The following is a 20,783-nucleotide window of genomic DNA, read 5'->3' as shown; positions in this document are numbered from 1 at the left end:
GCGTCGACCCGGGCGTCGCGGCGGGCCTGCGTGCGAGCCGACGAGGCGGCGCGGGCCGTCCCGGCCTTCCCACCGGCGCCAGCCCCACCCGTCATCGCGGCTTTTTCCCGCGCCGAGTCGGCGGAGGGCGCCCGCCCGGCACGGGTGGCCCGCCGCGCGAGCCAGTCCGCGACCCAGTCCGGTGGACCGTCGCCGGCAGCGAACGCCGCCGGCGGGTCACCGGCGAGGAACAGCAGGCCGAGGGCGTGCTTGCAGGGGAACTTCCGGCTCGGGCAGGTGCAGGAGGAGGCGAACTCGGCACGGGCCAGCACCACCACCCGGTACTGGGTGGCTCCGCTCCCCTGGCACGCCCCCCACAGCGCCTCGCCGGACCTGCCGAGGCCCGACCAGCTCCCGGGGCTGCCGAGCCGCTCGCCCGCCCGGGCGGAAGCCTGATCGGGCGCCAGCGCGAGGACGGCCTCGCGACTTAGGGCCGGGACAGGTGTCAGCGACATGCCAGGGAGTCTGGCCCCGTCCTCCGACATTTTTGCCCGGTGCGAGCCGCGGGCGAAGGCCGTCAGGCTGGCCGGCGACGCAGGTAGGCGATGTGACCTGCGACGCACAGATCCTGAGTTACATGGTTCACCTGCAACGGGTCCGATTTCTCACACCGCGCGGGACGCCCGTGGCGCGCAGAACGCCGTCCGGAACGGCACCTGGCGTCGCCAGTCGGCCCAGTTCCTGGCGTCCGACTCTGCCGATACTCGCCCTCGTGTGGGTGGCGTGCGGTGCGAGGTCCCCACCCCGCACGGGCTGCTCGCTCGGCGCGGGCGGGGTGCGGTCGACGGGGCACGGTAAATGGATGGCGAGCGTTCCCGATCCTGCGTGATGATTCCGCCGTCCGCGTCCGCGTCCGCGTTCTCGATCGAGTGCGCAGCGTCCGCGTTGGAGGAACGATGACGATCGCTGGCGCCGGATCGGCGTCTGCCGGGTCCGAGCCCGAGGTCCGCGTGGCGGGCGGGGCAGTGCGCGGGCGTCTGGAAGCGGGCGTGGCGGTCTTCCGCGGCATTCCGTACGCCGAGGCGCCGGTCGGCGGCCTGCGCTTCGCCGCGCCGCGGCCGGCCGCGGGCTGGGACGGTGTGCGGTCGGCCGTGGCCTACGGCCCCCCGCCGCCGCAGGCCGACGTGCTCGGCGGGGATCCGTCGTCCGGGGGCGCGGCGGGCGACAACTGGCTGACGGTCAATGTCTGGTCGCCCGAACCCGACCCGACCGCGACGCTTCCGGTGATGGTCTGGATCTACGGCGGTGCCTACACGATCGGCGCGTCCAGCCGGCCGGAGTACGACGGCGGCCACCTGGCCCGGGACGGTGGCGTGGTCGTGGTGACCTTCGACTACCGCCTCGGGATGGAGGGTTTCGCCCAGATCACGGGAGCGCCCGCCAACCGCGGTCTGCTCGACCAGGTCGCCGCCCTGGAATGGACCCGCGACAACATTGCCGCCTTCGGTGGCGACCCGAACGACGTCACCATTTTCGGCGAGTCCGCCGGCGCCGGATCGGTCGCCGCCCTGCTCGCCATGCCCCGCGCCGCCGGGCTGTTCCGCAGAGCCATCGCGCAGAGCGTGCCGGGCACCTTCTTCTCGCCGCAGCTCGCCGCCGACATCGCCACTTCCTGCGCCGACGAACTGGGACTTCGTCCCACCGTCGCGGACCTGGCAGGCGTAGATCCGGCTCTACTGGCCCTTGCCGCTGACGCCGTCGCCGGTGACGCCGTCGCCGCCACGATGACGACCCGGGCGCAGCGCTGGGGCCAGGCCGCCCACCGATCGATCCTGTTCGCGCCCGTCGTCGACGGCGAGGTCCTGCCGGCCACGCCGTGGCAGGCCCTGGCCGGCGGTGCCAGCAGGGACGTGGACCTGCTCGCCGGTCACACCCGCGACGAACAGCGGCTGTTCACCGCCATCACCGGTCTGCTCGGCCAGGTGACACCCGAACAGGCCCAGACCGCGCTGGAGGTCTTCGCCCCCGGCCCGGACGGCGCCGGCCGTTACCGGGACGCCTACCCGGACGCGTCCCCCGACCAGTTGTACGAACTGGTGCACTCGGACTGGCTGTTCCGGATGCCCACCCTGCACCTCGCGCAGGCGCAGGTCGCGGGCGGCGGGCGGGTGTACCTCTACGAGTTGACCTGGCCGGCCCCGGGCCTGGGCGGCGCACTCGGCGCCTGCCACGGCCTCGACGTGCCGCTCGTGTTCGGCAACCTCACCAGCGGCCAACCCGCCCTGCTGATCGGCGAGCGCCCCACCCCCGAGGCGGCGGCGCTGTCGGCGCGAATGAGGGCCGCCTGGACCGCGTTCGCCACCCGCAGCGACCCTGGCTGGCCGGCCTACGATCCCGACCTGCGCCGCACCCAGGTCTTCGACACCTCCCCGGTCGTCACCACCTACCCGGAGGAACGATCCCGGCTGATCTGGCAGGACCATTCCTTCGCGCCCCTCCTGCTACGGGCGATGTGACGACTCCTCCGGCGAGCGCGGTTGCCCCTCGGCGGACCTGTCCCGGCGGAGGTCGGACCGCTCTGGCGGCAGCCGGACTCCGTCGGTGGAACGGCGGCGGCGGTGGTACTCGGTGACCTGCCGACGAGGCAGCTCCCGCCTCCGTTCACGAGGACGCGAGCGGGCCGGGTTCGAGGAGCATCTTCCGCGCCGCCGCGAGCGGGTCGACGTAGGGGCGCAGAAGCGTGCGCGCGACGGCGGCATGCGCGCGGGCGGCGCCGACGACGAGATATGTGGCGAGCAGGGCGAGGATGAAGAAACCGGCGGAGGCGACCAGCGCGGCGGGCAGGCTTCCGATCCATACTCCGAAGCCACCGTCGGCCATGTGTGGGCCGTTCGGCAGATATCCGATCATCACGCCGTGGTCGTGCACGCCGGTGTTCTCCCATTCGTTCGGGATGGACCAGTACCACAGGGGCAATATGATCATGGCTACCATGCCCAGCCAGACCGCGAATGCCACGGTGTCGAGGACGAGTAGTGGCCCGAACAGGAGAATCAGGTAGACGCAGTCGCGCCGGGTGGCTGGGTCGGTCCAACGGGTCCTGACCTGGGCGAACAGGCCGCGTTCGGGGACCGCGCGGTAGGCCGACGGGATGATGTCGCCGACCATCAGTGCTCGAGCCCGTTCTGCCTGCGCGCAGCCCCGAATGATTCCAGCGGCGCCGACCAGCAGCGGGACGCCGAGAAACGTGATGCTGATTGCGTACGAGGTCAGCAGGACAGTCAGCGCGACGCCGAACAGGAGCGTGCCGACGAACAGATAGCTGCTCAGGTAGGCGGTCGCCACCCAGGGCCCGGCGGAGAAGAACATCCGTAGCGGATTGCGGTGGACCCGCAGCCGGTCGGCGGGCGCCTCGGGGGTCATCCGACGCTCCTCAGGAGCTGGTCGATCGCCTCCAGTCGCGCGTCGAGCTCGCCGAGCTGGGTACGCAGCGACTCCTGGCCGGCCACCGCCTGCTCGGCGAGCTTGCGGTAGCCGGCCATCGCCACGGCGTCGGCACGGTGGCGTTGCAGGGTGAAGTAGGAGGTCACGCTGGCCGCGATACCACCAACGGCGATCAACACGATGACGATGGCGATGAGGCCGCCGCTCATCTCGGGGTCTCCTTCAGGTCGTGGGACGTTCGGAGCTGCTCGGGGTACTGCTCGGGGTGCTGGGTGGGGAGGCGGGGGTGGTTTTGCCGGCGGCGATCGCGTCGTCCTCGCGCACCGCGGCGATGATCGTTTCGACAGTCAGGTGCAGCTCGAAGGGCGCCAGTTCGAAGTACTTCATGGCTTTGCCGTCGTCGGAGAGCTCGAGGCGGCCCGTGACGATCCCGGCCTTCTCCAGCCGGTCGAGGTGCATGTAGAGCAGCGGCCGGGACAGCCCGAGCCGGCGTGCGAGCTCACTGACATGGACGCGACCGCCGGCAAGCTCCGCGATGACGCGCAGTCGTTGGGTGTGCCCCACCGCGGCAAGCGTCGCCAGCAGTTCCTCGCTGGTCAGATTCCACCTCCTGACAGACCAGACGTTCACCTGTAAGCCGAGACTGACAGGTGAAGGTCTGGTCTGTCAACGCACTGCTGGCGGAGGACAACCAGGCCGAGCTCCACGGCATTCGGGCGCGAGGCCGACGCGCCGGCGCGCGCACGTCCACCGCCACGGTGATGGCGTGGGACTTCACCTGAGCCAGATCGCCGAGGCGGACGAGCTGCTCCAGCGTCTACACGAGGACCTCGTCCACGTCTGGACGTTCGTCTCGGACGATGCAGGGGACCCGCGCGGCGATATGACGGCGGCGTGACGGTCGCTGCTCCGAGGCCGGCTACGGTGTTCGCGTGGGACTTCACCTGAGTCAGATCGACGAGGCCGACGATCTGCTGACCAAGGACCCGTTGGCGCTCCTGATCGGGATGGTGCTGGATCAACAAATTCCTCTGGAGAGGGCGTTCGCCGCTCCTCATGAGCTGACCCGGCGGCTCGGGCGGCCGTTGGACGCGGAGGAATTGGCGAAGTACGACCCCGACGTGCTGGGCGCGATCTTCTCGCAGGTGCCGGCGCTCCACCGGTTCCCGGGCTCGATGGCCAAGCGGGTGCAGGCCATGTGCCAACTCATCGTGGACGCCTATGACGGGGACGCGGCCCGTGTGTGGACGACCGCGGCCGATGGCAAGGAGCTGCTGAAGCGGGTGGCGGCGCTCCCGGGCTTCGGCCAGCAGAAGGCCAAAATATTTGTGGCGCTCCTGGGCAAGCAGCTTGGCGTGACCCCGCCGGGGTGGCAGGAAGCGTCCGCGCCGTTCGGGGACGAGGGAACGTTCCGCTCCATCGCGGACATCACCGACGTCTCCACCCGTGACCAGGTCCGGGAGTACAAGAAGGCGATGAAGGCCGCCGCCGAGGGGTAGGCCGTCTGGCTCCTGGGGCGGTGCGAGATCACCGGCCGCCACCGAACGGGCCCCGCGAGCGACAGTCAGAGCGGCTGGCTGGCCGTCGCTGGCGAATCGGCGTCGGCGGGGCGGGCGCGGAGACCGTCCAGGAAGAACGTCAGGCAGCGGTGCCATTCGGACGCGGTGGCGTCGGTGGATTCGTTGATCACGTGGGCCATCGCTCGGCCGATGATGCTCAGGTCGGCCGACGTGAAGTCGGAACGCAACCGGCCGTCGAGTCTAGCCCGTTCGATGATCTTCTCGGCCAAATCCAGGCCGCGCTGGCAGGCCTCGCGGACGATTTCTGAATCGGCTGCGACCCACTCCGCCAGTGCGTCGTTGAGACCGCGGTCCTGGGCGCGCAGCGCGAACAGGCCGGCCACGAATGCGGTGAATCCCAGCCACGGGTCGGGGTCGGCCAATGCCACCTCCCCGAGCTCGTCCACGGCTGCCAGGCGTGCCGGCAGGACCGCGGCGACGAGGGCCTCGCGGCTCGGGAAGTGCGCATAGAGCGTGGCGATGCCGACTTCCGCCCGGCGCGCGATCTGCTCCAGCGGCGCGTCCAGGCCGCGCTCGCCGAACACCGCGGTCGCGGCGGCGAGCAGTTTGGCCCGATTGCGCGCCGCGTCCGCGCGTAGAGGCCTACCCTGCCCGGTCACTCTTCGACTCTACAAGTCGAGGGTGATCCTCGATCTGTGTTACCGTTGCCGCATAAGTCGAGGAATACCCTCGGTTTATGTTGACCAAACGATCGTGAACGTGAGGAGCCACGATGTCCGCTCTCCCCGGTCCCACCGTCCTCGTCATCGGGGCTGGTCCTGGGCTCGGACTGTCGGTGGGCCGCCGCTTCGGACAGGAGGGGTTTCGCGTCGCATTGGTCTCCCGGAACGGCGCCCGCCACGACCAGTACGTGTCGTCTCTGGCCGAGCTCGGCATCACCGCCCGGGCCTTCGCGGCCGACATCCTCCGGCCGGATCCGGCGCGGCGGGCGCTGGACGCGGTGACTGAGGCGTTCGCCTCCGTCGATGTCGTCTACTACGGGCCGGGCGCCGCCGATCCGGCGGTGCCCCCGGAATCGATCGCCGCCACCACCCGCGCCGATGCCGAGCGGGCCATGTCGATCACTTTCGGTGCCGTCCAGGTGGTGAACCATGTGCTGCCGGCCATGATCGGTCGCGGGAGGGGCGGGCTGCTGTTCGCCGGCGGCCTCAGTGCCGTCACCCCGATGCCCGCCCTGGGATCGCTGGCGCTGACAGCCGCCGCCGTCCGTGCGTATGCGCTGAGCCTCAACGTGGCCCTGGCCGGCCAGGGTGTCTACGCCGGGACCCTGACCATCGGCGGGGTCGTCGAGCGGGGTGACATCTATCGGCAGGTGGTGTCCGATCCCAGCCGGTACGGCCCGGTCGAGGGGCACACGCTCGACCCGGACACGCTCGCCGACGCCGCCTGGCGGATGTACTCCATCCGCGATCGGGCCGAATCGGTCTTCAGCGCGCTCGATGGGATCCCGGCCGGCGGATGAGCGGCGGCCGCAGTTGCGTGCCCGCCGTGCGCCGGGTCCCGCGGGAGTCCGCGTAGCGATCCTTCCCGCTCCTTGTTTCTCCGTTTTGCTGCGATCAGCAGATCCCGTTGGAGCGGGCGTTCGCGGCGCCGCTGGAGCTGACGCGGCGGCTCGGTCGTTCGTTGGATGCGGCCGATCTGGCGGGGATGGATCCGGACGAACTGGCCGGTACCTTCTCCATCCAGCCCGCGTTGCACCGCTTCCCGGCGGCGATGGCGCAGCGGACCCAGAAGCTCTGTCGGATCGTCATCGACAGCTACGAGGGCGACGCCGCTCGGGTGTGGACGGCTGCCGCGGATGGCAGGGATCTGCTGAAGCGGGTCGCGGCACTGCCCGGCTTCGGGGTGCAGAAGGCGAAGATCTTCGTGGCGCTGCTCGGCAAGCAGCTTGGCGTGGACGCGCCGGGCTGGCGGGAGGCCACCGCTCCGTTCGGTGCGGCCGGGAGCTACCTCTCGGTGGCTGACATCGTCGACCAGCAGAGCCGGGACAAGGTCCGTGAGTACAAGAAGGCCATGAAGGCCGCCGCCAAGGCAGGATCCGCCTGAGTTAGCGGTGTTGCCCGGCACGCCGGTCGGATAGTCGGAGTCCAGGAACATCGGCCTCCGCCATGAGCGGTGGTCGATCTAATCGACCGCGTCCGCCAGAATTCGATGGATGGCCAGCAGGTTCGGTGCCTCATAGGCGACGTGTGTCTGCTGTGGTCGTTCTTTGCCTTTCCGGTTCAACCACGCGACTGGAATGCCGAGTGATGTCGCTCCGGCTACGTCGCAACTCGGGGAGTTCCCAATATGAAGTACTTGGTCGGGTTGTAGACCCAGCCGGCCGAGCGCGAGCCTGAAGGGCTCCGGCCGTGGCTTGTACGCGCGGGCATCCTCGCTTGTCACGATGAGATCGACCCCGATGCCATGATGGCTGATCGCCGCCTCAATATCGGCGCGGTCGATGTCCGACACGATACAGACCGGCTGTGCGATCTCGCTCAGGAATGCCGTGGCCTCCTGGAACAGGGTCGGCTGCCGCCAGTATGCGAACATCTGCTTACTCAGTGTCTCCTCGTCGGCCACCGACCCGAAGTGCAGGATCGTTTCTTGAAGCGACTGCCGTTCCAGGGCTCGCTGGGTAGCGAAGGAAGGCCCCACGGACACCGTGCACAAATGCGAGAAAAGATCTGACCAGTACGAGCCGACCGTATGCGGATCGACCGGCTGGCTGGAAGTGTCACTGATCTCGACGCATATCTGTCGGATCTGCTGGTCGTCCTCCTCGACGACTGTCCCGTAGAAATCAAGTAGTACTGCCTGTGGCCGGCTCATGCGCAAGCGCCCAGTCTCACTCCGTGATCGTACCGCCGGTGGAACCGCTCATGGCGTCCCTCCGCCCTTGTGGGCCGCTCGGCCATCGCCCGGCGCCGGACTCGTGGCCTTCGTGGGCGCCCTGCCGCCCGACGCTCGCGCGTGTAAGTAGACGTGTGACACTGTAAGTTGTGGTGGGTGACCTGTGGTGGGACCAGGATGACGCGGACTACATCCGGCGCCGTTCTGATCGCTACCCCGGCGCGACGGACATCGAGCCTGGATGGACCGTGGAGGCGGCCAGAGATCCCAGGCGGATCGTTCGTGATCCGGACCCGAGGAGCAGGATGGGTGCGGCTCGGCTCATCGGCTACTCCCGTACCGCCGGGTTCGTGCTGACGGTGATCTTCGATCCGACCGATCAGGCCGGAATCACGGCGTGGAAGACCCGGGGGAGCGACCTTCGCGACTACCTGGAGGGAGGGGCCGGTCGTGACTGATCCGTCCAGGCGTGCCCGGCGGGCGGCGATTCGTGCTGAGTACGCGGTGGAGGAGGCCGAAGCGGCTGAGGCTGAGGCGGTCGAATCCGAGCAGGCCGTTGTCTCGGTACGGGTGCCGGCGTCGTTGGCGGATGCGCTCAAGGCACGCGCGGCCGCCGAGCACATCCCGACGTCGGCCTTGGTTCGTCGTATCCTGTCGCGCGCGGTGGAGAGCCGTGACGCGCCTGTGATAACCGAGGACCAGGTCGAGGAGATCGTGCGGAGGGTCCTGCGGGAGTCCGCCTGAAGATTGTTTCCACTCCGTCCTTCCGAGATCGGCGGGGATCAGCAGATCCCGTTGGAGCGGGCGTTCGCGGCGCCGCTGGAGCTGACGCGGCGGCTCGGTCGTTCGTTGGATGCGGCCGATCTGGCGGGGATGGATCCGGACGAACTGGCCGGTACCTTCTCCATCCAGCCCGCGTTGCACCGCTTCCCGGCGGCGATGGCGCAGCGGACCCAGAAGCTCTGTCGGATCGTCATCGACAGCTACGAGGGCGACGCCGCTCGGGTGTGGACGGCTGCCGCGGATGGCAGGGATCTGCTGAAGCGGGTCGCGGCACTGCCCGGCTTCGGGGTGCAGAAGGCGAAGATCTTCGTGGCGCTGCTCGGCAAGCAGCTTGGCGTGGACGCGCCGGGCTGGCGGGAGGCCACCGCTCCGTTCGGTGCGGCCGGGAGCTACCTCTCGGTGGCTGACATCGTCGACCAGCAGAGCCGGGACAAGGTCCGTGAGTACAAGAAGGCCATGAAGGCCGCCGCCAAGGCAGGATCCGCCTGAGTTAGCGGTGTTGCCCGGCACGCCGGTCGGATAGTCGGAGTCCAGGAACATCGGCCTCCGCCATGAGCGGTGGTCGATCTAATCGACCGCGTCCGCCAGAATTCGATGGATGGCCAGCAGGTTCGGTGCCTCATAGGCGACGTGTGTCTGCTGTGGTCGTTCTTTGCCTTTCCGGTTCAACCACGCGACTGGAATGCCGAGTGATGTCGCTCCGGCTACGTCGCAACTCGGGGAGTTCCCAATATGAAGTACTTGGTCGGGTTGTAGACCCAGCCGGCCGAGCGCGAGCCTGAAGGGCTCCGGCCGTGGCTTGTACGCGCGGGCATCCTCGCTTGTCACGATGAGATCGACCCCGATGCCATGATGGCTGATCGCCGCCTCAATATCGGCGCGGTCGATGTCCGACACGATACAGACCGGCTGTGCGATCTCGCTCAGGAATGCCGTGGCCTCCTGGAACAGGGTCGGCTGCCGCCAGTATGCGAACATCTGCTTACTCAGTGTCTCCTCGTCGGCCACCGACCCGAAGCGCTGGATCGTCTCTCGAAGCGACTGCCGTTCCAGGGCCCCCTGATCGTCACAATCGTGATGAGGTCGGCGAGGTCGGCGAGGTCGGCGGCGTTGTGGGGGTAGACGCTGGCTTCGTGGGCGTGTGCCGTGGCCGCGATCAGCAGGTCCATCGTCCGTGCCCGTGGCTGGTGGCCGATGTCGACGACTCGGGCGGCTAGTCGTCCGTAGCTGTCGGCGACGGCGTCGTCGACCGGGAGCGGGTCGAATCGTCGTTGGAGTGCGCTGAGGCGGGCGAGTCGGTGCGCGCGGGCCTCGGGTGTTCTGGCGACGAGGACGCCGAACTGAAGTTCCGCGATGTTGAGGACGCTGATCGCCAGTTCGCCGGGTATCGGGGCGACATCGGCGGCGACCAGGACGCTGGTGTCGAGGATGCCACGATTCATCGATCTTCCCAGGCATCCGTCAGGGTGTTGTCGACGAGTTCGCGATCAACGGGCCAGTTGGCGTCGCCAGGCAGGGCGAAGGCACAGGCGGTCGGAGAACCTGCGTGGCGCAGAGTCCTCGGAAGAAGTTCGGGGCGCGGGTGTCGGATCGGGGCAGAGGCGTTCGTAGGAGGGGTGAGCGGCGCCCCCGCGGAGGGCACCCCGAACGACAGGAGATGATCTTCAGATGCAGTACCTGATGTCGGTGATCCACGACAGGAGCGATCTCGCCACCTCCGATGAGGAGGCTGCCATCGACGTGTTCAACGACCGGCTCAGGGCCGAGGGCCACTGGGTCTTCGCCGGTGGCCTTGGGGTGCCCGACCCGGCCACCGTCATCGACAACCGGGGTGCGCAGGCGGTGGTCACCGACGGGCCGTTCCTGGAGTCGAAGGAGTACCTCGCCGGCTTCTGGATTATCGAGGCTCCTGACCTCGACGTGGCGCTGAAGCTTGCCACCGAGGGATCGAGGGCCTGCAACCGGAAGATCGAGGTGCGGCCGTTCCTGTGAGCGCGGTCGACGTCCAGGCGGCGATCACGGCGATCACTCAGGCCCACCGCGAGGAGTGGGCGCGGGTGGTCGCCGCCCTGACGAAGCGCTTCGGTGACCTCGACATCGCCGAGGAGGCGGCGGCCGAGGCGTTCGCCATCGCCGTCGAGCGGTGGCCGGCCGACGGCCTACCGCCCAACCCCGGTGCCTGGCTGACCACCGCCGCCACCCGCAAGGCCATCGACCGGATCCGGCGGGAGAACAAGCGCGACGACAAGCAGCGGGAGGCTCGGCTGGTGTACGACGACGACCCGCTCGAGCCGGTCGGCGCCGTCGACGACGAGCGGCTCCGGCTGATCTTCACCTGTTGCCACCCGGCGCTCGCGATGGAGGCCCGGGTGGCACTGACACTGCGCATGGTCGGCGGTCTGACCGTGCCCGAGATCGCCCGTGCCTTTCTGGTGTCGGAGACCGCGATGGGGCAGCGGATCACCCGCGCGAAGGCCAAGATCAAGGCTGCTCGCATCCCGTATCGGGTGCCGTCCGCGGGCGATCTCCCGGCCCGGGTGTCCGGTGTACTCGCCGTCCTCTTCCTCGTCTTCAACGAGGGCTACCTGTCGACCGGTCCCGACACCGATCCCGTACGTCACGACCTGACCGCCGAGGCGATCCGGCTCGCTCGCCTGATCCGTGCCCTTCTGCCGGCCGACGGTGAGGTGGTCGGGCTGCTGGCGCTGATGCTGCTGATCGAGGCCCGTCGCACCGCCCGGGTTTCGGCGAGCGGCGAACTGGTCACCCTCGACGAGCAGGACCGTGGGGCCTGGGACACGGCGCTGGTCGCCGAGGGGCATCGACTGGTGCGCGAGCGCCTCGTCGCTGCCGCCGCCGGGGTGGCTCCGGGTCGCTACCAGATCCTCGCCGCGATCAACGCCGTACACACCTGTGCCCACGACGTCCGCGACACCGACTGGTCGCAGGTCGTCGCCCTCTACGACCAACTCGTCCGCCTCGACCCCTCGCCGGTCATCGCCCTCAACCGGGCCATCGCGGTCGCCGAACTTGACGGACCGGAGGTGGCACTGGCCACCGTCGACCGCCTGGAAGGCGCCTTGAGCGGCTATCACGCCTACCATGCGACCCGCGCGGACCTGCTGCGTCGGCTGGGCCGTAGTCAGCTGTCGCGCGCGGCGTACGACAGGGCCATCGAGCTGGCGGGCAACACCGCCGAGACGGCCTACCTGACCCGCCGTCGGGACCAACTCGGATAGTGCCCGCCTCAGGTCGCCCGGGCAGGCCCGTCGGCACGAACATGCGAGAGGCCAGATCAATCGAACGTGCGTTCGGCCGGATCCGTTTGACCGGCAGCGACGGCGCAGCGCCCGCGCCTGGCCGGCGCGGCTGATCACCTCGGCAGTCGCCCTTTCACCAAGCGAAGCCAGTTCACCAAGCGAAGCCGGCGGCGCGAGAAAGACGATGGGATGACCCGCCCATCACGTACAATATGCACCGAAGGTGATCAGCTGACAACACGCGGGCGGATTCGATGGTGCCTTCCGAATGGGAAAATGCCCCTTCCGATTCAGGCCATGGCCCCCTGCAACCCTGGTCAGCGGGGAGGGCAGCGGGGATCGCTCGACCCGGTCGTGATGTGGCGGCGCGTGCCCCGGCCGACCGTTCGCCGGCCATCGCGGATCAGGCGCGGACGCCGACCACCTTCCGCGCGCAGGAGCTGTCCTTCTCGTCGGGCGCGAAGTTGCGCGACGAGTGCTGGAGTGAGCTCAATGGCGCGATAAAGGCCCGCATCGAGGCCCGGACCGGCCCGATCCACGCCTGGTGGGCGACCGTGCAGGGCGACGACCAGCGGGTCAAGGGTGTTGCCTTCGGGCCCGGGGGACTCTGCCTCGCCGAACCGGCGATTCGCACGGATCATTCGCCGACCTACCGGCTCAGCTCGTACCTGCTGCGTGGCGGGTCTCTGCGGCGCAAGGCCATTGAGCACCGGCCACCGCCCGGCCCCGCCCGCAGCCGCCCGACTGCCGGCACCACGCCGGGGCCGGAGAATCGCTACCTGCCACCGCCGGACTCCCGCGCGGCGCCGCCGATCAAGATCAGCGCGTCGGCGCGACGGGTCTTCGGCTACCTTCCCGCGTATGCGCAGCGCCTGCTGCAGGAGCCCTTTCTGGACGGGCAGGAGATTCTGCGGACCGAGTGGCACTACGAGGGATTCGACAACAACGGCTGGCCCTCCGAGCTCGCCAACTACACCTTCGTTCTGGCCGGTCCGGCCCAGGTGACCGTCGCGGCCGGAAGCATGATCGTGCCGGCGGGCCACACCGTCGCGACGGCGCACTGGTCACTGGCCTGTTATCGCGGCGACGTCGCCCAGCGGATCGGACAGTGACCCCGCTCGGACGACTCATTCGCGATCTTGGTGGCAACAATGCCTATGACATACTTGGGGTGACCAGCACCGCCAGCCGAGAGGAAATCCACCGGAGCTATCGTGCCCGCGCCCGGGAAAATCATCCCGATAATCCGGACAGGAGGGACCGGGATTCCGCTGGCCGGATGCGGCTCATCACCCTCGCCTATGAGATCCTCAAAAACTGGCGGGACGGCTATGACGCCCATCTGCGGGCGGTTTCGGCCGCGCCGGCGGCTGGGCCGACCGGCGGGCGCCGAGAGGCCGGCGGTGCATCGACCCGCCGAAAGACCACCGAGAGCCAACGCGGGAGCAGCCTCTGGGATCAGCCCCCACCCTCACAGCCTCCACCGTCGCCTCCTCCTCCTCCTCCGCCACCTCCTCCACCTCCATCGTGGCCGCCACCCCCGCCACCGCCACCGTGGCCGACCGGTGGTTCTTACCCGGGCGCCAACCAGTGGACGACAGGCCGGCGTTATCCAACCAGTCCCTACGAGCGGTGGCAACATCGGCCCCAGGGATACTTCCCACCTGCTTCTGGCTGGCCCGGCCAGCCGCGGTCTTCCCGCAGTTCCGCAACCTCGCCACAAGCGGAGGTGAGAGCGGAAATCTACGAGGTCGTCGTCCTCTTCGCGATAATCCTGATGCCACCGGCCGGACTGCTCGCCGTCTGGTACGCGAAAAGATGGCGGGAGAATCTCGCACGGAACGATCTCCAAGCCGCGCGCGAGGCATGGCAATGGAGCCGGATCTGGGCAGTGATCGGGGTCATGGTCGGCTTGCTCTGCGCGCTCCTCGTGGTCGTCGTACTGGCCAACGCCTCGTCGTAGGCGACTCGGGTCGCAGACGGGTGCCGGAGCCGATCCGCGGGTAAAGCGGGCTTCCGTGGCGGCTCGCGGCAGTGATATTTCAGGATTCCACCCAAGTGGTTTCGATAGTTCGGGGTGACGTGTTTAGCGTGGGCGGCATGATCCCGATCGGGCTCGCCCTCGCACCACCCGGACCCGAGGGGGTGAACGCCATCGACGTGCTGGTCGGCCAGGTCAGGGACGCCGTGGCGGCCGGCATCGGCTCGGTCTGGCTGGGCCAGCAGTACGACCTCGACGCGCTCACCGCCCTTGCCGCGCTGGCCGTCCTTGTGCCCGGGGTCGGGCTCGGAACCGCCGTCACCGTCACCCACAGCCGGCATCCGATCACCATGTCCAGTCAGGCGCAGACCGTTCAGGCGGCCAGCGGCGGTCGGCTCACCCTCGGCCTCGGGGTTCTGCACCGGCGGCCGGTCGCGCGGCGCTTCGGGATCGACCTCGACGGCCCCGCTACGTACATGCGTGAATACCTCTGCGCCCTGCAGCCGCTGCTGCGCGACGGCACGGTCGTGTTCGAGGGAGACATGATCACCGCCGACACCGCCGGATTCTCCGGCCATGTCGCCGGGAGCACCCGTCCCGTCGTCCTCGTCGCCGCGCTCGGCGCGGCCATGCTCCGCGTCGCCGGTGAACTCGCCGACGGGGCGATGACCTGGATGGCCGGGCCTCGGACGATCGAGCACCACATCATGCCCGCCATCGCCGCCGCGGCCGCAGGGGCGCCGCAGGTCGCGGTTAGCCTGCCGGTCTGCGTCACCGGCCACCCGGAGGAGGCCCGCCAGCGCGCAGCCGCTCACCTCGCCTGCTACACCGAGCTGCCGTCCTACCGGGCCATGCTCGATCACGAAGGCGCCGTCAACCCCGCCGACGTCGCAATCATCGGCGACGAGCGGCACCTCGAAGCGCAGCTCCGCCGTCTCGCCGACGCCGGCGCCACCGGCTTCATCGCAAACCTCACCGGGATCACCACCGCCGCTGAGCACGATCGCACCCTGGCGGCCCTCGGCGGCCTGGCCGGGTGAACTTCGCGGGCGCGCCGCTGGCGGGTCCTGCCGCGTGGACGTCGCCAGCGTGTGCGCGGCAGACGCCGGGCGCAGCCTGCTTGTCTGTGCGTCTACCGCATCGCCGCGGCGAACGACGCACCGCCGAGCCGCGGTCCGCGTCTCCAGAAAGGCGGGTGAACGTCGCCGCCGAGGTTGAAACTCCGCCATCAGGTCGGAAGAAAATATCCGACGAAATCCTGGGCGGGGCTCGAAATCAGAAGCTTTCCGTGTTCGAACCAGAAAACGTGGGTCGTACCGTCGCTTATGTTGATACGGCCTGCCTGAAATCTCTGACCGTCTCGCTCCACCTGTTCGCTCGAGAGGATGTGATAGGGCCCGGTATCGCCGTTGTCCGTGACCATCTGTCCGTCCGGACGAAATACCACGCTCCCCAGGGGGCAGTCGGCCTGTTGTGCGGTGGGCTGCCAGTATTCAAGCTGCGGCGCTCAGCCGTGCCGTCGGCACCCCGGGATGCCGGCAATCGCTCAGTGCCCGCCCGCCGAGAATCGGAGCGAGGCCGGTGGCGACCGGGGCAGGATACGAAGGTCCAGGGCTGAACGTCCGACCGGTTGTCGACTCCGCCGGGCAGGATGTGCAGCAACCGAATGGCGTCCGCGGGGTCGGTGCCGGCCGGGGCGGTGGCATGACACCGGGTACGGCCATCTCGTCGACCCCGCCAACTGGACCGGTTGCGAGAGCTGTTCCCCCCCGATGTGACCGATGACCCGACTTCGGGCAGAGGACCGTCCCCGCACGCATGTGCGGTGTGCTGGCCGGCTCTCACCAACAGCGACGTGGCAGGTACGGAAGGCGGAGCTAGATCGCCACGATTGATGGGGCGCCGACCCCGTCGCGTGCTGTCAGGCGGGCGGGGTGGTGAAGGCGGCCCGGGTGAGGGTGGTGGCCGTGCGTACCGCGCTGGCGATCGCCTGGTCGGGATCGAGGCCGCACAGGTCGGTCAGGACGAACAGGGCTTCGGCGCTGACGGTGATCGCCAGGTCGAGCTTCAGGCGGTCCAGCGCGGCGGGGCTGAGGTAGGCCGGCGCGTGCGGGTCCTGGAACGGCGCGAGGGCGTGGTCGATCAGGCCGAAGCGAAGGCCGGGGCGGTCCTGTGCCCGAGATGGGGCAGCGATCGTGTGCGAGATCGTCGCACGCACCGCGCCCTGGTAGGCGAGTACATGGCGCAGGAGGTGCTCGCAGGCGAAGGCGACGCGCTCCCCGGGATCGGTCGATCCGGCGATCGGGGCGAGAGCCTGTGCCGGGTCCGACCACAGGCCGACCAGGGCCTCCTGGATCAGCGAGACCAGGTCGGGGAAGTAGCGGTAGGCAGTGGCCTCGGACACGAGGGCTAGCTGCGCGACCTGCGGCATCGTTATCTCGGCTCCCGAGCGGATCAGCTCACGGCACGTCTCCACGATGGCCCTGCGGGTCCTGGCCTTCTGGTTCGTCCGGCCGGTCGCACCTGATACGGCCATCCTCACGTCCCCCTCTAGCCATGGTGGTGATGTCTCTTCGTGAGAGTACGCTTGCATCACTGATGTAAGCTCGCTATCTTCATGAATGTCAGCTCTCACGAAGAGGTGCGGAGGAGATCCCATGGGCGCCAAGGCTTCGATCGTCGGACCCGAGGGCGGAGAGGCCGTGCACCTCGGTCCGGCGACGATGCGCATCCTGGAGGACGGCAGCACCACCGGCCACCGCATCGGGATTGGCGAGATCACCCTCGCCCCGCACACCGACGGTCCGCCCCAGCATCGGCACGGCCGGCACGACGAGGGCTTCTACGTCGTCTCCGGGACCGCCCGGTTCACCGTCGGCACCACGACCTACGACGCGCCGGCCGGCACCCTCGCGATGATCCCGCCCGGCGCGCCGCACACCTTCGCCAATCCCGGCGACGAACCGCTGGTGCTGCTCAACACCTTCACCCCAGACCTGTACGTGCAGTACTTCCGCGACCTGCGGGACATGATCGCTCAGACCGGACCCGCGACGCCCGAGGCGACCGCGCAGGTCATGAGCCGTTACGCCACCGAGGTGGCCACCGACTACGCCGACTGACCGGCGCCGCACCCGCACCCGCACCCCGCACCCCGCACGCCCGGGGTGCGCCGTCCCTTCGCGCGATGCTGCGGCGCGCCCGTTCCGGCACAAGGAGATCTCGCATGCCCACCACCACGAACCTCTCGACGACCGTCCACCAGGTGCCCACCGCGCATGGCCCCGTCCCCGTTACCGTCACCGAGCGTGGGCAGGGCCGGCCCGTCCTGCTGCTACACGGCGGCGCCGGCCCCGACTCGGTCGCCGGCTTCGCCGACCTGCTCGCTGCCCGCGGCCCGGCCCGGGTGCTGACTCCGACGCATCCCGGGTTCGCCGGCACCCCCCGGCCCGACGGCATCGACTCCGTCCGCCGACTCGCCGAGGTCTACCGCGGCCTGCTGGACCTGCTCGACCTCACCGACGTGACCGTCGTGGGGAACTCGATCGGCGGCTGGATCGCCGTGGAACTCGCGCTCGCCGCGCCCGGGCGGGTCGGACGCCTCGTCCTGCTCAACGCGGTCGGCCCGACCAGCGCCGAGCACCCCGTCGCCGACTTCTTCGCCCTGACGCTCGACGAGGTCGTGAACCTCAGCTACGCCGACCCGGACAGGTTCCGGATCAACCTGGCCGCGCTGACCGAGGCGCAGAAGTCCGTCGCCGCGGGTAACCGGAGGACCCTGCAGACCTACGGCGGTCCGGCGATGGCCGACCCGGGCCTGGCCGGGCGGCTGGGTGGACTCGCCGTTCCCACGCTCGTGGTCTGGGGCGACGCGGACCGGATGGCCGTGCCGACCTACGGCCGGCAGTACGCCGCGGCCATCCCCGGCGCGGCCTTCCACCCGCTGCCCGGAGCGGGGCACCTACCGCATCTCGAGGCCCCCGAGGCGCTGCTGACCCTGCTCGTGCAGTTCGTGCCGTTCGCCGGCGGCGCGACGGCAGACGGGGAGTAGCCGGCGAATCCTGATCATCCGATCGACCGGGAGGTCAGCGCCGTGTCCATGCCGCCGTCCGCTCAACCACAGGCGATCGCCCGGCCCGCCCCAACGGCGGCGACCTCCTCGAAGACCGCGATCCTGACGCTCGCCTGCGTGGCCCAGTTCATGGTCATTCTCGACGTGTCCATCGTGAACGTGGCGCTGCCCGCGATGCGGCACGGCCTGGGGCTGAGCGCCGCGGGTCAGCAGTGGATCGTCACCGCCTACACCCTCGGATTTGCCGGCCTGCTGCTGCTCGGCGGTCGGGTCGCTGACCTCGTCGGCGTCCGGCCCGTCTTCCTGGTGGGCCTGGCGGGGTTCACCGTGGCCTCGTTGGCCGGCGGCCTGGCGACCAGCGGCGCCGCGCTCATCGCCGCCCGGGTGGGCCAGGGCGTCAGCGCCGCGTTCCTCGCCCCGGCCACCCTCACCCTGATCACCACGACCTTCACCGAGCCCGCGGCCCGCACCCGGGCCGTGGGCGTCTGGAGCACCGTGACGACCACCGGCGGTGCCGCCGGCGCGGTCCTGGGCGGGGTGCTCACCCAGTACCTCGGCTGGCGCTGGGTCCTGTTCGTCAACGTTCCAGCCGGCGCGGCTGTCCTCGCCGTGGCCGGCGGCCGCATCCCCGCCACTGACGGGCGAACGGCGGACGCCCTGCGCCGCCTGGACCTGCCGGGGGCCGTGGCCGTCTTCGCCGCGTTGACGGCGCTGGTCTACGGGGTCGTCAACACCGAGGCCCACGGCCTGGCCGATCCCCGGGTCGCCCTTCCCCTCGCCGCCGCGGTGCTGCTGCTCGCCGGATTCGTCGCGATCGAGTCCACCGTCGCGCAACCCCTGGTCCCCCTGGCGATGCTGCGCCGTCGCACCCTCGCTGGCGGGAACCTCATCATGATCTTCATCGGCGGGGCGCTGTTCCCGATGTGGTTCCTGCTGTCGCTGTACCTGCAGCAGGTCCTGCACCTGCGCGCCGACCGCACCGGGCTGTGCCTTCTTCCCGGCGCCCTGTCCATCATCGTCGGGGCCCGGCTTTCCGTCCGCCTGCTCGCGACGCTCGGCCCCCGTCGCCTCCTCGCGACCGGCATGGCCCTGAGCACGGCCGGCTTCGTGTGGCTGTCGCGGGTCGGCGCCGACGGCGACTACCTCACCGATGTGCTGGCGCCGTTGCTGCTGACCGCCCTCGGCATGGGTCTGGCGATCACCCCGACCACCGTCACCGCCACCCAGGGGATCGACCGGGCGCACTCCGGCCTGGCCTCCGGCCTGGTCAACACCTCAAGGCAGGTCGGCGGCGCGCTCGGCCTCGCCGTGCTGGCCACCCTCGCCGCCCACACCACCACCGCCCACCTCCCGGCTGCCGCCCACGTGCAGGCTTACTCCAAGGCCGCCGCGCTTGCCGACGGCTACGCCCGCGCGCTGCTCGGCGCCGCAGTCGTCACCGCGACGGCAGCCCTGGCCTCGCTCCTGATCCCCGACCGCCCGACCGGACCACTTCGAGCGGCCCGGCGGGCAGCGATGAGGCCGCGGCAGTCAGGCCGTTGAGTGGCTTGGTGATAGTGACGGCGGCGCCTGGGCCACAACGCGGGGGATGGCGGAGTTGGGGTCGAAGCCTCCGAAGGCCAGTCCGATGACGAAGCCCGCGGCCTCCTCGAGCTGGCGGGCGCGGTTCAGCGGCCCCAGCACGGCCGGCGTCCCGCCGACGTCGCGGATGAGCTCACCGCTGATCCGCAGTGCGCCGGCGTCGTCGCCGCAGATCGCCACCGTCGCGTCTGCCGAGCCAGCACCGGCTCCGGCTCCGGCACCGGCTCCGGCACCGGCACCGGCACCGTCGCCGGGCGGCGGCACCGTCCACCGCTCGGCGGGAAACAGATGGAACGCCTTGACCACGTGCGCGCCGGGAGCCCACGCGGCGATCTGGCTCGCGGCGGACGTCCCGGCCTCGGCGAGGAGCACTCCAACCCCATGTTCCACGGCGTTGGTCGGATCGATCAGGGTGGTCCCGGTCATTGTGCCGGCTCCGGCATCGACGTCGCGCAGTACGTCCGCGACGCCGCTCCACAGCACCGCGAGCAGCACGGCGTCCCGCCCGGTGACAGCCTCGCGCGGGGTGCCGGCGCGGGTCCCGCCGCCCAGGTGTCCGGCGACGGCGGCCAGGAGCCGTCAGCGATCTCGGGTCAGCGATCTCGCTTCAGCGTGCCGGTCGGGTTGCCAGTGCCGGGAGCATCGGCGCCGAACCGGACCGTACCGTCGGCCTGCAGGAGCAGGGATATCCGGCCGCCGTGGGAGCACGCGGAGATGCCCAGGATCTTCGGGTCCGAACCCGTGCCGGGGATGTCCTCGAGGGTCAGGCCGCCGGAGACGCTCACGAGCCGCAGATCGGCGGTGCATCGGATCGGCTGCCCGTCGGTCTGAGTCAGGCCATCGACGGTGATCTCGGAATGTGCCACGGCCTGGCCGGTCAGCCCTGCGCGCACCATGACGATGGCGTTCTGCACCAGGCCCGACGGAGTGGTGATCGCGCCCCGCCAGGTGCCGATGTAACCGGACGGCACAGCCGCGCCGGCGGTCGTCGCCGGGCTCGACGAGGTCGTCCCCGTGAGCCGTTCGCCGCCGACCACCCCCGCTCCCGACGCCGACGCCGAGCCCGCGGCCGCGGTCGCGTCGGACGCAGTGCCAGCACGGGCAACGCCACCTGTGGCGGTGCCGCCGTCGGAACCGCCGCCGGAGTTGCTGTGGATGATCAGCAGCACGGCGAGGGCGACCAGGACCAGACCGACGGCGGTCGCGCCCACGAGGACGGCGCGGACTCGAGACGGTCGGCGCGGCGTCGCCGGCTGGCTGGGCGCGGC

At 70.1% G+C, this 20,783-nt stretch carries 24 protein-coding genes and 5 pseudogenes; 18 read left to right on the top strand and 11 right to left on the bottom strand.

Annotation, left to right across the window (positions count from 1 at the left end; genetic code table 11):
* Positions 1–494: SWIM zinc finger domain-containing protein (locus ND748_RS08840; protein WP_251745180.1), on the bottom strand; the 494-nt coding region annotated here is incomplete at its 3' end.
* 441 nt (positions 495–935) lie between these two features.
* On the opposite strand from ND748_RS08840, the gene ND748_RS08835 reads away from it, so the two are divergent.
* A complete protein-coding gene (locus ND748_RS08835) occupies positions 936–2,495 on the top strand; it encodes a carboxylesterase/lipase family protein (RefSeq protein ID WP_251745179.1) in 1,560 nt (519 codons plus the stop codon).
* A gap of 145 nt (positions 2,496–2,640) precedes the next feature.
* Here the strand turns inward: ND748_RS08835 and ND748_RS08830 are convergent, their stop codons facing one another.
* The 3 genes from ND748_RS08830 to ND748_RS08820 are packed head-to-tail and all read right to left on the bottom strand — an operon-like array spanning position 2,641 to position 4,023.
* A complete protein-coding gene (locus tag ND748_RS08830; RefSeq protein ID WP_251745178.1) occupies positions 2,641–3,402 on the bottom strand; it encodes a sensor domain-containing protein in 762 nt (253 codons plus the stop codon).
* Positions 3,399–3,632 carry a hypothetical protein gene (locus ND748_RS08825; protein ID WP_251745177.1) on the bottom strand — a complete coding sequence of 78 codons (234 nt, stop codon included), beginning with the start codon at positions 3,630–3,632 and terminating at the stop codon, positions 3,399–3,401. Before ND748_RS08825 ends, ND748_RS08830 begins: the two co-directional genes overlap by 4 nt.
* Before the next feature lie 13 nt (positions 3,633–3,645).
* Entirely contained in the window at positions 3,646–4,023 is a 378-nt protein-coding gene (locus ND748_RS08820; RefSeq protein ID WP_374215878.1) for an ArsR/SmtB family transcription factor, read from the bottom strand.
* A 50-nt stretch (positions 4,024–4,073) separates the two neighbouring features.
* Here ND748_RS08820 and ND748_RS33930 point away from each other — a divergent pair, with 50 nt between their 5' ends.
* Genes ND748_RS33930 through ND748_RS08815 form a run of 3 tightly spaced genes read left to right on the top strand, consistent with a single transcriptional unit; the run spans position 4,074 to position 4,922 of the window.
* Positions 4,074–4,205, top strand: coding sequence for a hypothetical protein (locus ND748_RS33930; RefSeq protein WP_285901810.1), 132 nt, complete (start codon positions 4,074–4,076; stop codon positions 4,203–4,205).
* Positions 4,190–4,321, top strand: a complete 132-nt coding sequence (locus ND748_RS33925; protein WP_285901809.1) for a hypothetical protein — start codon at positions 4,190–4,192, stop codon at positions 4,319–4,321. Before ND748_RS33930 ends, ND748_RS33925 begins: the two co-directional genes overlap by 16 nt.
* Before the next feature lie 34 nt (positions 4,322–4,355).
* A complete protein-coding gene (locus ND748_RS08815) occupies positions 4,356–4,922 on the top strand; it encodes an HhH-GPD-type base excision DNA repair protein (RefSeq protein ID WP_251745175.1) in 567 nt (188 codons plus the stop codon).
* A gap of 65 nt (positions 4,923–4,987) precedes the next feature.
* On the opposite strand, the gene ND748_RS08810 is transcribed toward ND748_RS08815, so the two are convergent.
* Entirely contained in the window at positions 4,988–5,527 is a 540-nt protein-coding gene (locus ND748_RS08810) for a helix-turn-helix domain-containing protein (protein WP_251745174.1), read from the bottom strand.
* A gap of 188 nt (positions 5,528–5,715) precedes the next feature.
* Here ND748_RS08810 and ND748_RS08805 point away from each other — a divergent pair, with 188 nt between their 5' ends.
* Together ND748_RS08805 and ND748_RS08800 are read left to right on the top strand one after the other, a co-directional pair.
* On the top strand, positions 5,716–6,465 hold the full coding sequence (locus ND748_RS08805) for an SDR family oxidoreductase (RefSeq protein ID WP_251745173.1): 750 nt from the start codon (positions 5,716–5,718) through the stop codon (positions 6,463–6,465).
* A 92-nt stretch (positions 6,466–6,557) separates the two neighbouring features.
* Positions 6,558–7,049 (top strand): annotated as a pseudogene (locus ND748_RS08800) (HhH-GPD-type base excision DNA repair protein); the annotation flags it as partial.
* 78 nt (positions 7,050–7,127) lie between these two features.
* Here the strand turns inward: ND748_RS08800 and ND748_RS08795 are convergent.
* Positions 7,128–7,817 (bottom strand): HAD family hydrolase, encoded by a 690-nt coding sequence (locus tag ND748_RS08795; protein ID WP_251745172.1) that lies wholly within the window; start codon positions 7,815–7,817, stop codon positions 7,128–7,130.
* A gap of 326 nt (positions 7,818–8,143) precedes the next feature.
* Between ND748_RS08795 and ND748_RS08790 the strand changes: the two genes are divergently transcribed.
* The 3 genes and pseudogenes from ND748_RS08790 to ND748_RS08780 all read left to right on the top strand — a co-directional run.
* Complete coding sequence (locus tag ND748_RS08790) at positions 8,144–8,296, top strand: hypothetical protein (protein WP_251745171.1); 153 nt, start codon at positions 8,144–8,146, stop codon at positions 8,294–8,296.
* Positions 8,289–8,582, top strand: coding sequence for a ribbon-helix-helix protein, CopG family (locus ND748_RS34565; protein ID WP_251745170.1), 294 nt, complete (start codon positions 8,289–8,291; stop codon positions 8,580–8,582). The genes ND748_RS08790 and ND748_RS34565 overlap by 8 nt, the downstream gene beginning before the upstream one ends.
* Positions 8,583–8,618: 36 nt before the next feature.
* Positions 8,619–9,110: pseudogene (locus ND748_RS08780) on the top strand (HhH-GPD-type base excision DNA repair protein); the annotation flags it as partial.
* 78 nt (positions 9,111–9,188) lie between these two features.
* On the opposite strand, the gene ND748_RS08775 reads toward ND748_RS08780, so the two are convergent.
* The gene (locus tag ND748_RS08775; RefSeq protein ID WP_251745169.1) at positions 9,189–9,629 is read right to left on the bottom strand and encodes an HAD family hydrolase; all 441 of its coding nucleotides are present in this window, start codon (positions 9,627–9,629) and stop codon (positions 9,189–9,191) included.
* A 53-nt stretch (positions 9,630–9,682) separates the two neighbouring features.
* Positions 9,683–10,063, bottom strand: a pseudogene (locus tag ND748_RS08770) (PIN domain-containing protein); the annotation flags it as partial.
* A 226-nt stretch (positions 10,064–10,289) separates the two neighbouring features.
* Here ND748_RS08770 and ND748_RS08765 point away from each other — a divergent pair.
* The 6 genes and pseudogenes from ND748_RS08765 to ND748_RS08745 all read left to right on the top strand — a co-directional run bounded on the left by ND748_RS08765 (position 10,290) and on the right by ND748_RS08745 (position 14,902).
* The gene (locus ND748_RS08765; protein WP_251745167.1) at positions 10,290–10,613 is read left to right on the top strand and encodes a YciI family protein; all 324 of its coding nucleotides are present in this window, start codon (positions 10,290–10,292) and stop codon (positions 10,611–10,613) included.
* Positions 10,610–11,860: an RNA polymerase sigma factor gene (locus ND748_RS08760; protein ID WP_251745166.1), complete on the top strand. Its 1,251-nt coding sequence runs from the start codon at positions 10,610–10,612 to the stop codon at positions 11,858–11,860. Before ND748_RS08765 ends, ND748_RS08760 begins: the two co-directional genes overlap by 4 nt.
* Positions 11,861–12,240: 380 nt before the next feature.
* Entirely contained in the window at positions 12,241–12,993 is a 753-nt protein-coding gene (locus tag ND748_RS08755) for a hypothetical protein (RefSeq protein ID WP_251745165.1), read from the top strand.
* Positions 12,990–13,187 (top strand): annotated as a pseudogene (locus ND748_RS34990) (J domain-containing protein); the annotation flags it as partial. The gene ND748_RS08755 and the pseudogene ND748_RS34990, both read left to right, overlap by 4 nt.
* Positions 13,188–13,610: 423 nt before the next feature.
* Entirely contained in the window at positions 13,611–13,844 is a 234-nt protein-coding gene (locus ND748_RS34560; protein WP_251745164.1) for a CD225/dispanin family protein, read from the top strand.
* A gap of 137 nt (positions 13,845–13,981) precedes the next feature.
* Positions 13,982–14,902 (top strand): TIGR03564 family F420-dependent LLM class oxidoreductase, encoded by a 921-nt coding sequence (locus tag ND748_RS08745; protein ID WP_251745182.1) that lies wholly within the window; start codon positions 13,982–13,984, stop codon positions 14,900–14,902.
* Positions 14,903–15,783: 881 nt separating this feature from the next.
* On the opposite strand, the gene ND748_RS08740 is transcribed toward ND748_RS08745, so the two are convergent.
* Positions 15,784–16,398 carry a TetR/AcrR family transcriptional regulator gene (locus ND748_RS08740; RefSeq protein ID WP_251745163.1) on the bottom strand — a complete coding sequence of 205 codons (615 nt, stop codon included), beginning with the start codon at positions 16,396–16,398 and terminating at the stop codon, positions 15,784–15,786.
* 121 nt (positions 16,399–16,519) lie between these two features.
* Between ND748_RS08740 and ND748_RS08735 the strand changes: the two genes are divergently transcribed.
* From ND748_RS08735 to ND748_RS08725, 3 genes are all read left to right on the top strand, one after another.
* Positions 16,520–16,984 carry a cupin domain-containing protein gene (locus ND748_RS08735; RefSeq protein WP_251745162.1) on the top strand — a complete coding sequence of 155 codons (465 nt, stop codon included), beginning with the start codon at positions 16,520–16,522 and terminating at the stop codon, positions 16,982–16,984.
* A 104-nt stretch (positions 16,985–17,088) separates the two neighbouring features.
* Positions 17,089–17,913, top strand: coding sequence for an alpha/beta fold hydrolase (locus tag ND748_RS08730; RefSeq protein ID WP_251745161.1), 825 nt, complete (start codon positions 17,089–17,091; stop codon positions 17,911–17,913).
* A gap of 48 nt (positions 17,914–17,961) precedes the next feature.
* On the top strand, positions 17,962–19,476 hold the full coding sequence (locus ND748_RS08725; RefSeq protein ID WP_251745181.1) for an MFS transporter: 1,515 nt from the start codon (positions 17,962–17,964) through the stop codon (positions 19,474–19,476).
* Here ND748_RS08725 and ND748_RS08720 read toward each other — a convergent pair.
* On the bottom strand, positions 19,465–20,088 hold the full coding sequence (locus tag ND748_RS08720; RefSeq protein ID WP_374215877.1) for an NADPH-dependent F420 reductase: 624 nt from the start codon (positions 20,086–20,088) through the stop codon (positions 19,465–19,467). The genes ND748_RS08725 and ND748_RS08720 overlap by 12 nt on opposite strands.
* 20 nt (positions 20,089–20,108) lie before the next feature.
* Positions 20,109–20,783 (bottom strand): annotated as a pseudogene (locus tag ND748_RS08715) (hypothetical protein); the annotation flags it as partial.

Origin of the sequence: Frankia sp. AiPs1 (assembly GCF_023716945.1) — a bacterium.
Taxonomy (GTDB): Bacteria; Actinomycetota; Actinomycetes; order Frankiales; family Frankiaceae; genus Frankia.
The sequence above is the reverse complement of the archived record's forward strand: the minus strand, read 5'-3'. Positions and strand labels throughout refer to the sequence as shown.

Excerpts from the sequence above, each read along its gene's own strand:
- ND748_RS08765 (WP_251745167.1), top strand. The coding sequence starts at position 10,290 with ATGCAGTACCTGATGTCGGTGATCCACGACAGGAGCGATCTCGCCACC.
- ND748_RS08735 (WP_251745162.1), top strand. The coding sequence starts at position 16,520 with ATGGGCGCCAAGGCTTCGATCGTCGGACCCGAGGGCGGAGAGGCCGTG.
- ND748_RS08795 (WP_251745172.1), bottom strand. The coding sequence starts at position 7,817 with ATGAGCCGGCCACAGGCAGTACTACTTGATTTCTACGGGACAGTCGTC.
- ND748_RS08740 (WP_251745163.1), bottom strand. The coding sequence starts at position 16,398 with ATGGCCGTATCAGGTGCGACCGGCCGGACGAACCAGAAGGCCAGGACC.
- ND748_RS08745 (WP_251745182.1), top strand. The coding sequence starts at position 13,982 with ATGATCCCGATCGGGCTCGCCCTCGCACCACCCGGACCCGAGGGGGTG.
- ND748_RS08830 (WP_251745178.1), bottom strand. The coding sequence starts at position 3,402 with ATGACCCCCGAGGCGCCCGCCGACCGGCTGCGGGTCCACCGCAATCCG.
- ND748_RS08730 (WP_251745161.1), top strand. The coding sequence starts at position 17,089 with ATGCCCACCACCACGAACCTCTCGACGACCGTCCACCAGGTGCCCACC.
- ND748_RS08725 (WP_251745181.1), top strand. The coding sequence starts at position 17,962 with ATGCCGCCGTCCGCTCAACCACAGGCGATCGCCCGGCCCGCCCCAACG.
- ND748_RS08790 (WP_251745171.1), top strand. The coding sequence starts at position 8,144 with ATGGGTGCGGCTCGGCTCATCGGCTACTCCCGTACCGCCGGGTTCGTG.
- ND748_RS08835 (WP_251745179.1), top strand. The coding sequence starts at position 936 with ATGACGATCGCTGGCGCCGGATCGGCGTCTGCCGGGTCCGAGCCCGAG.
- ND748_RS08825 (WP_251745177.1), bottom strand. The coding sequence starts at position 3,632 with ATGAGCGGCGGCCTCATCGCCATCGTCATCGTGTTGATCGCCGTTGGT.
- ND748_RS08805 (WP_251745173.1), top strand. The coding sequence starts at position 5,716 with ATGTCCGCTCTCCCCGGTCCCACCGTCCTCGTCATCGGGGCTGGTCCT.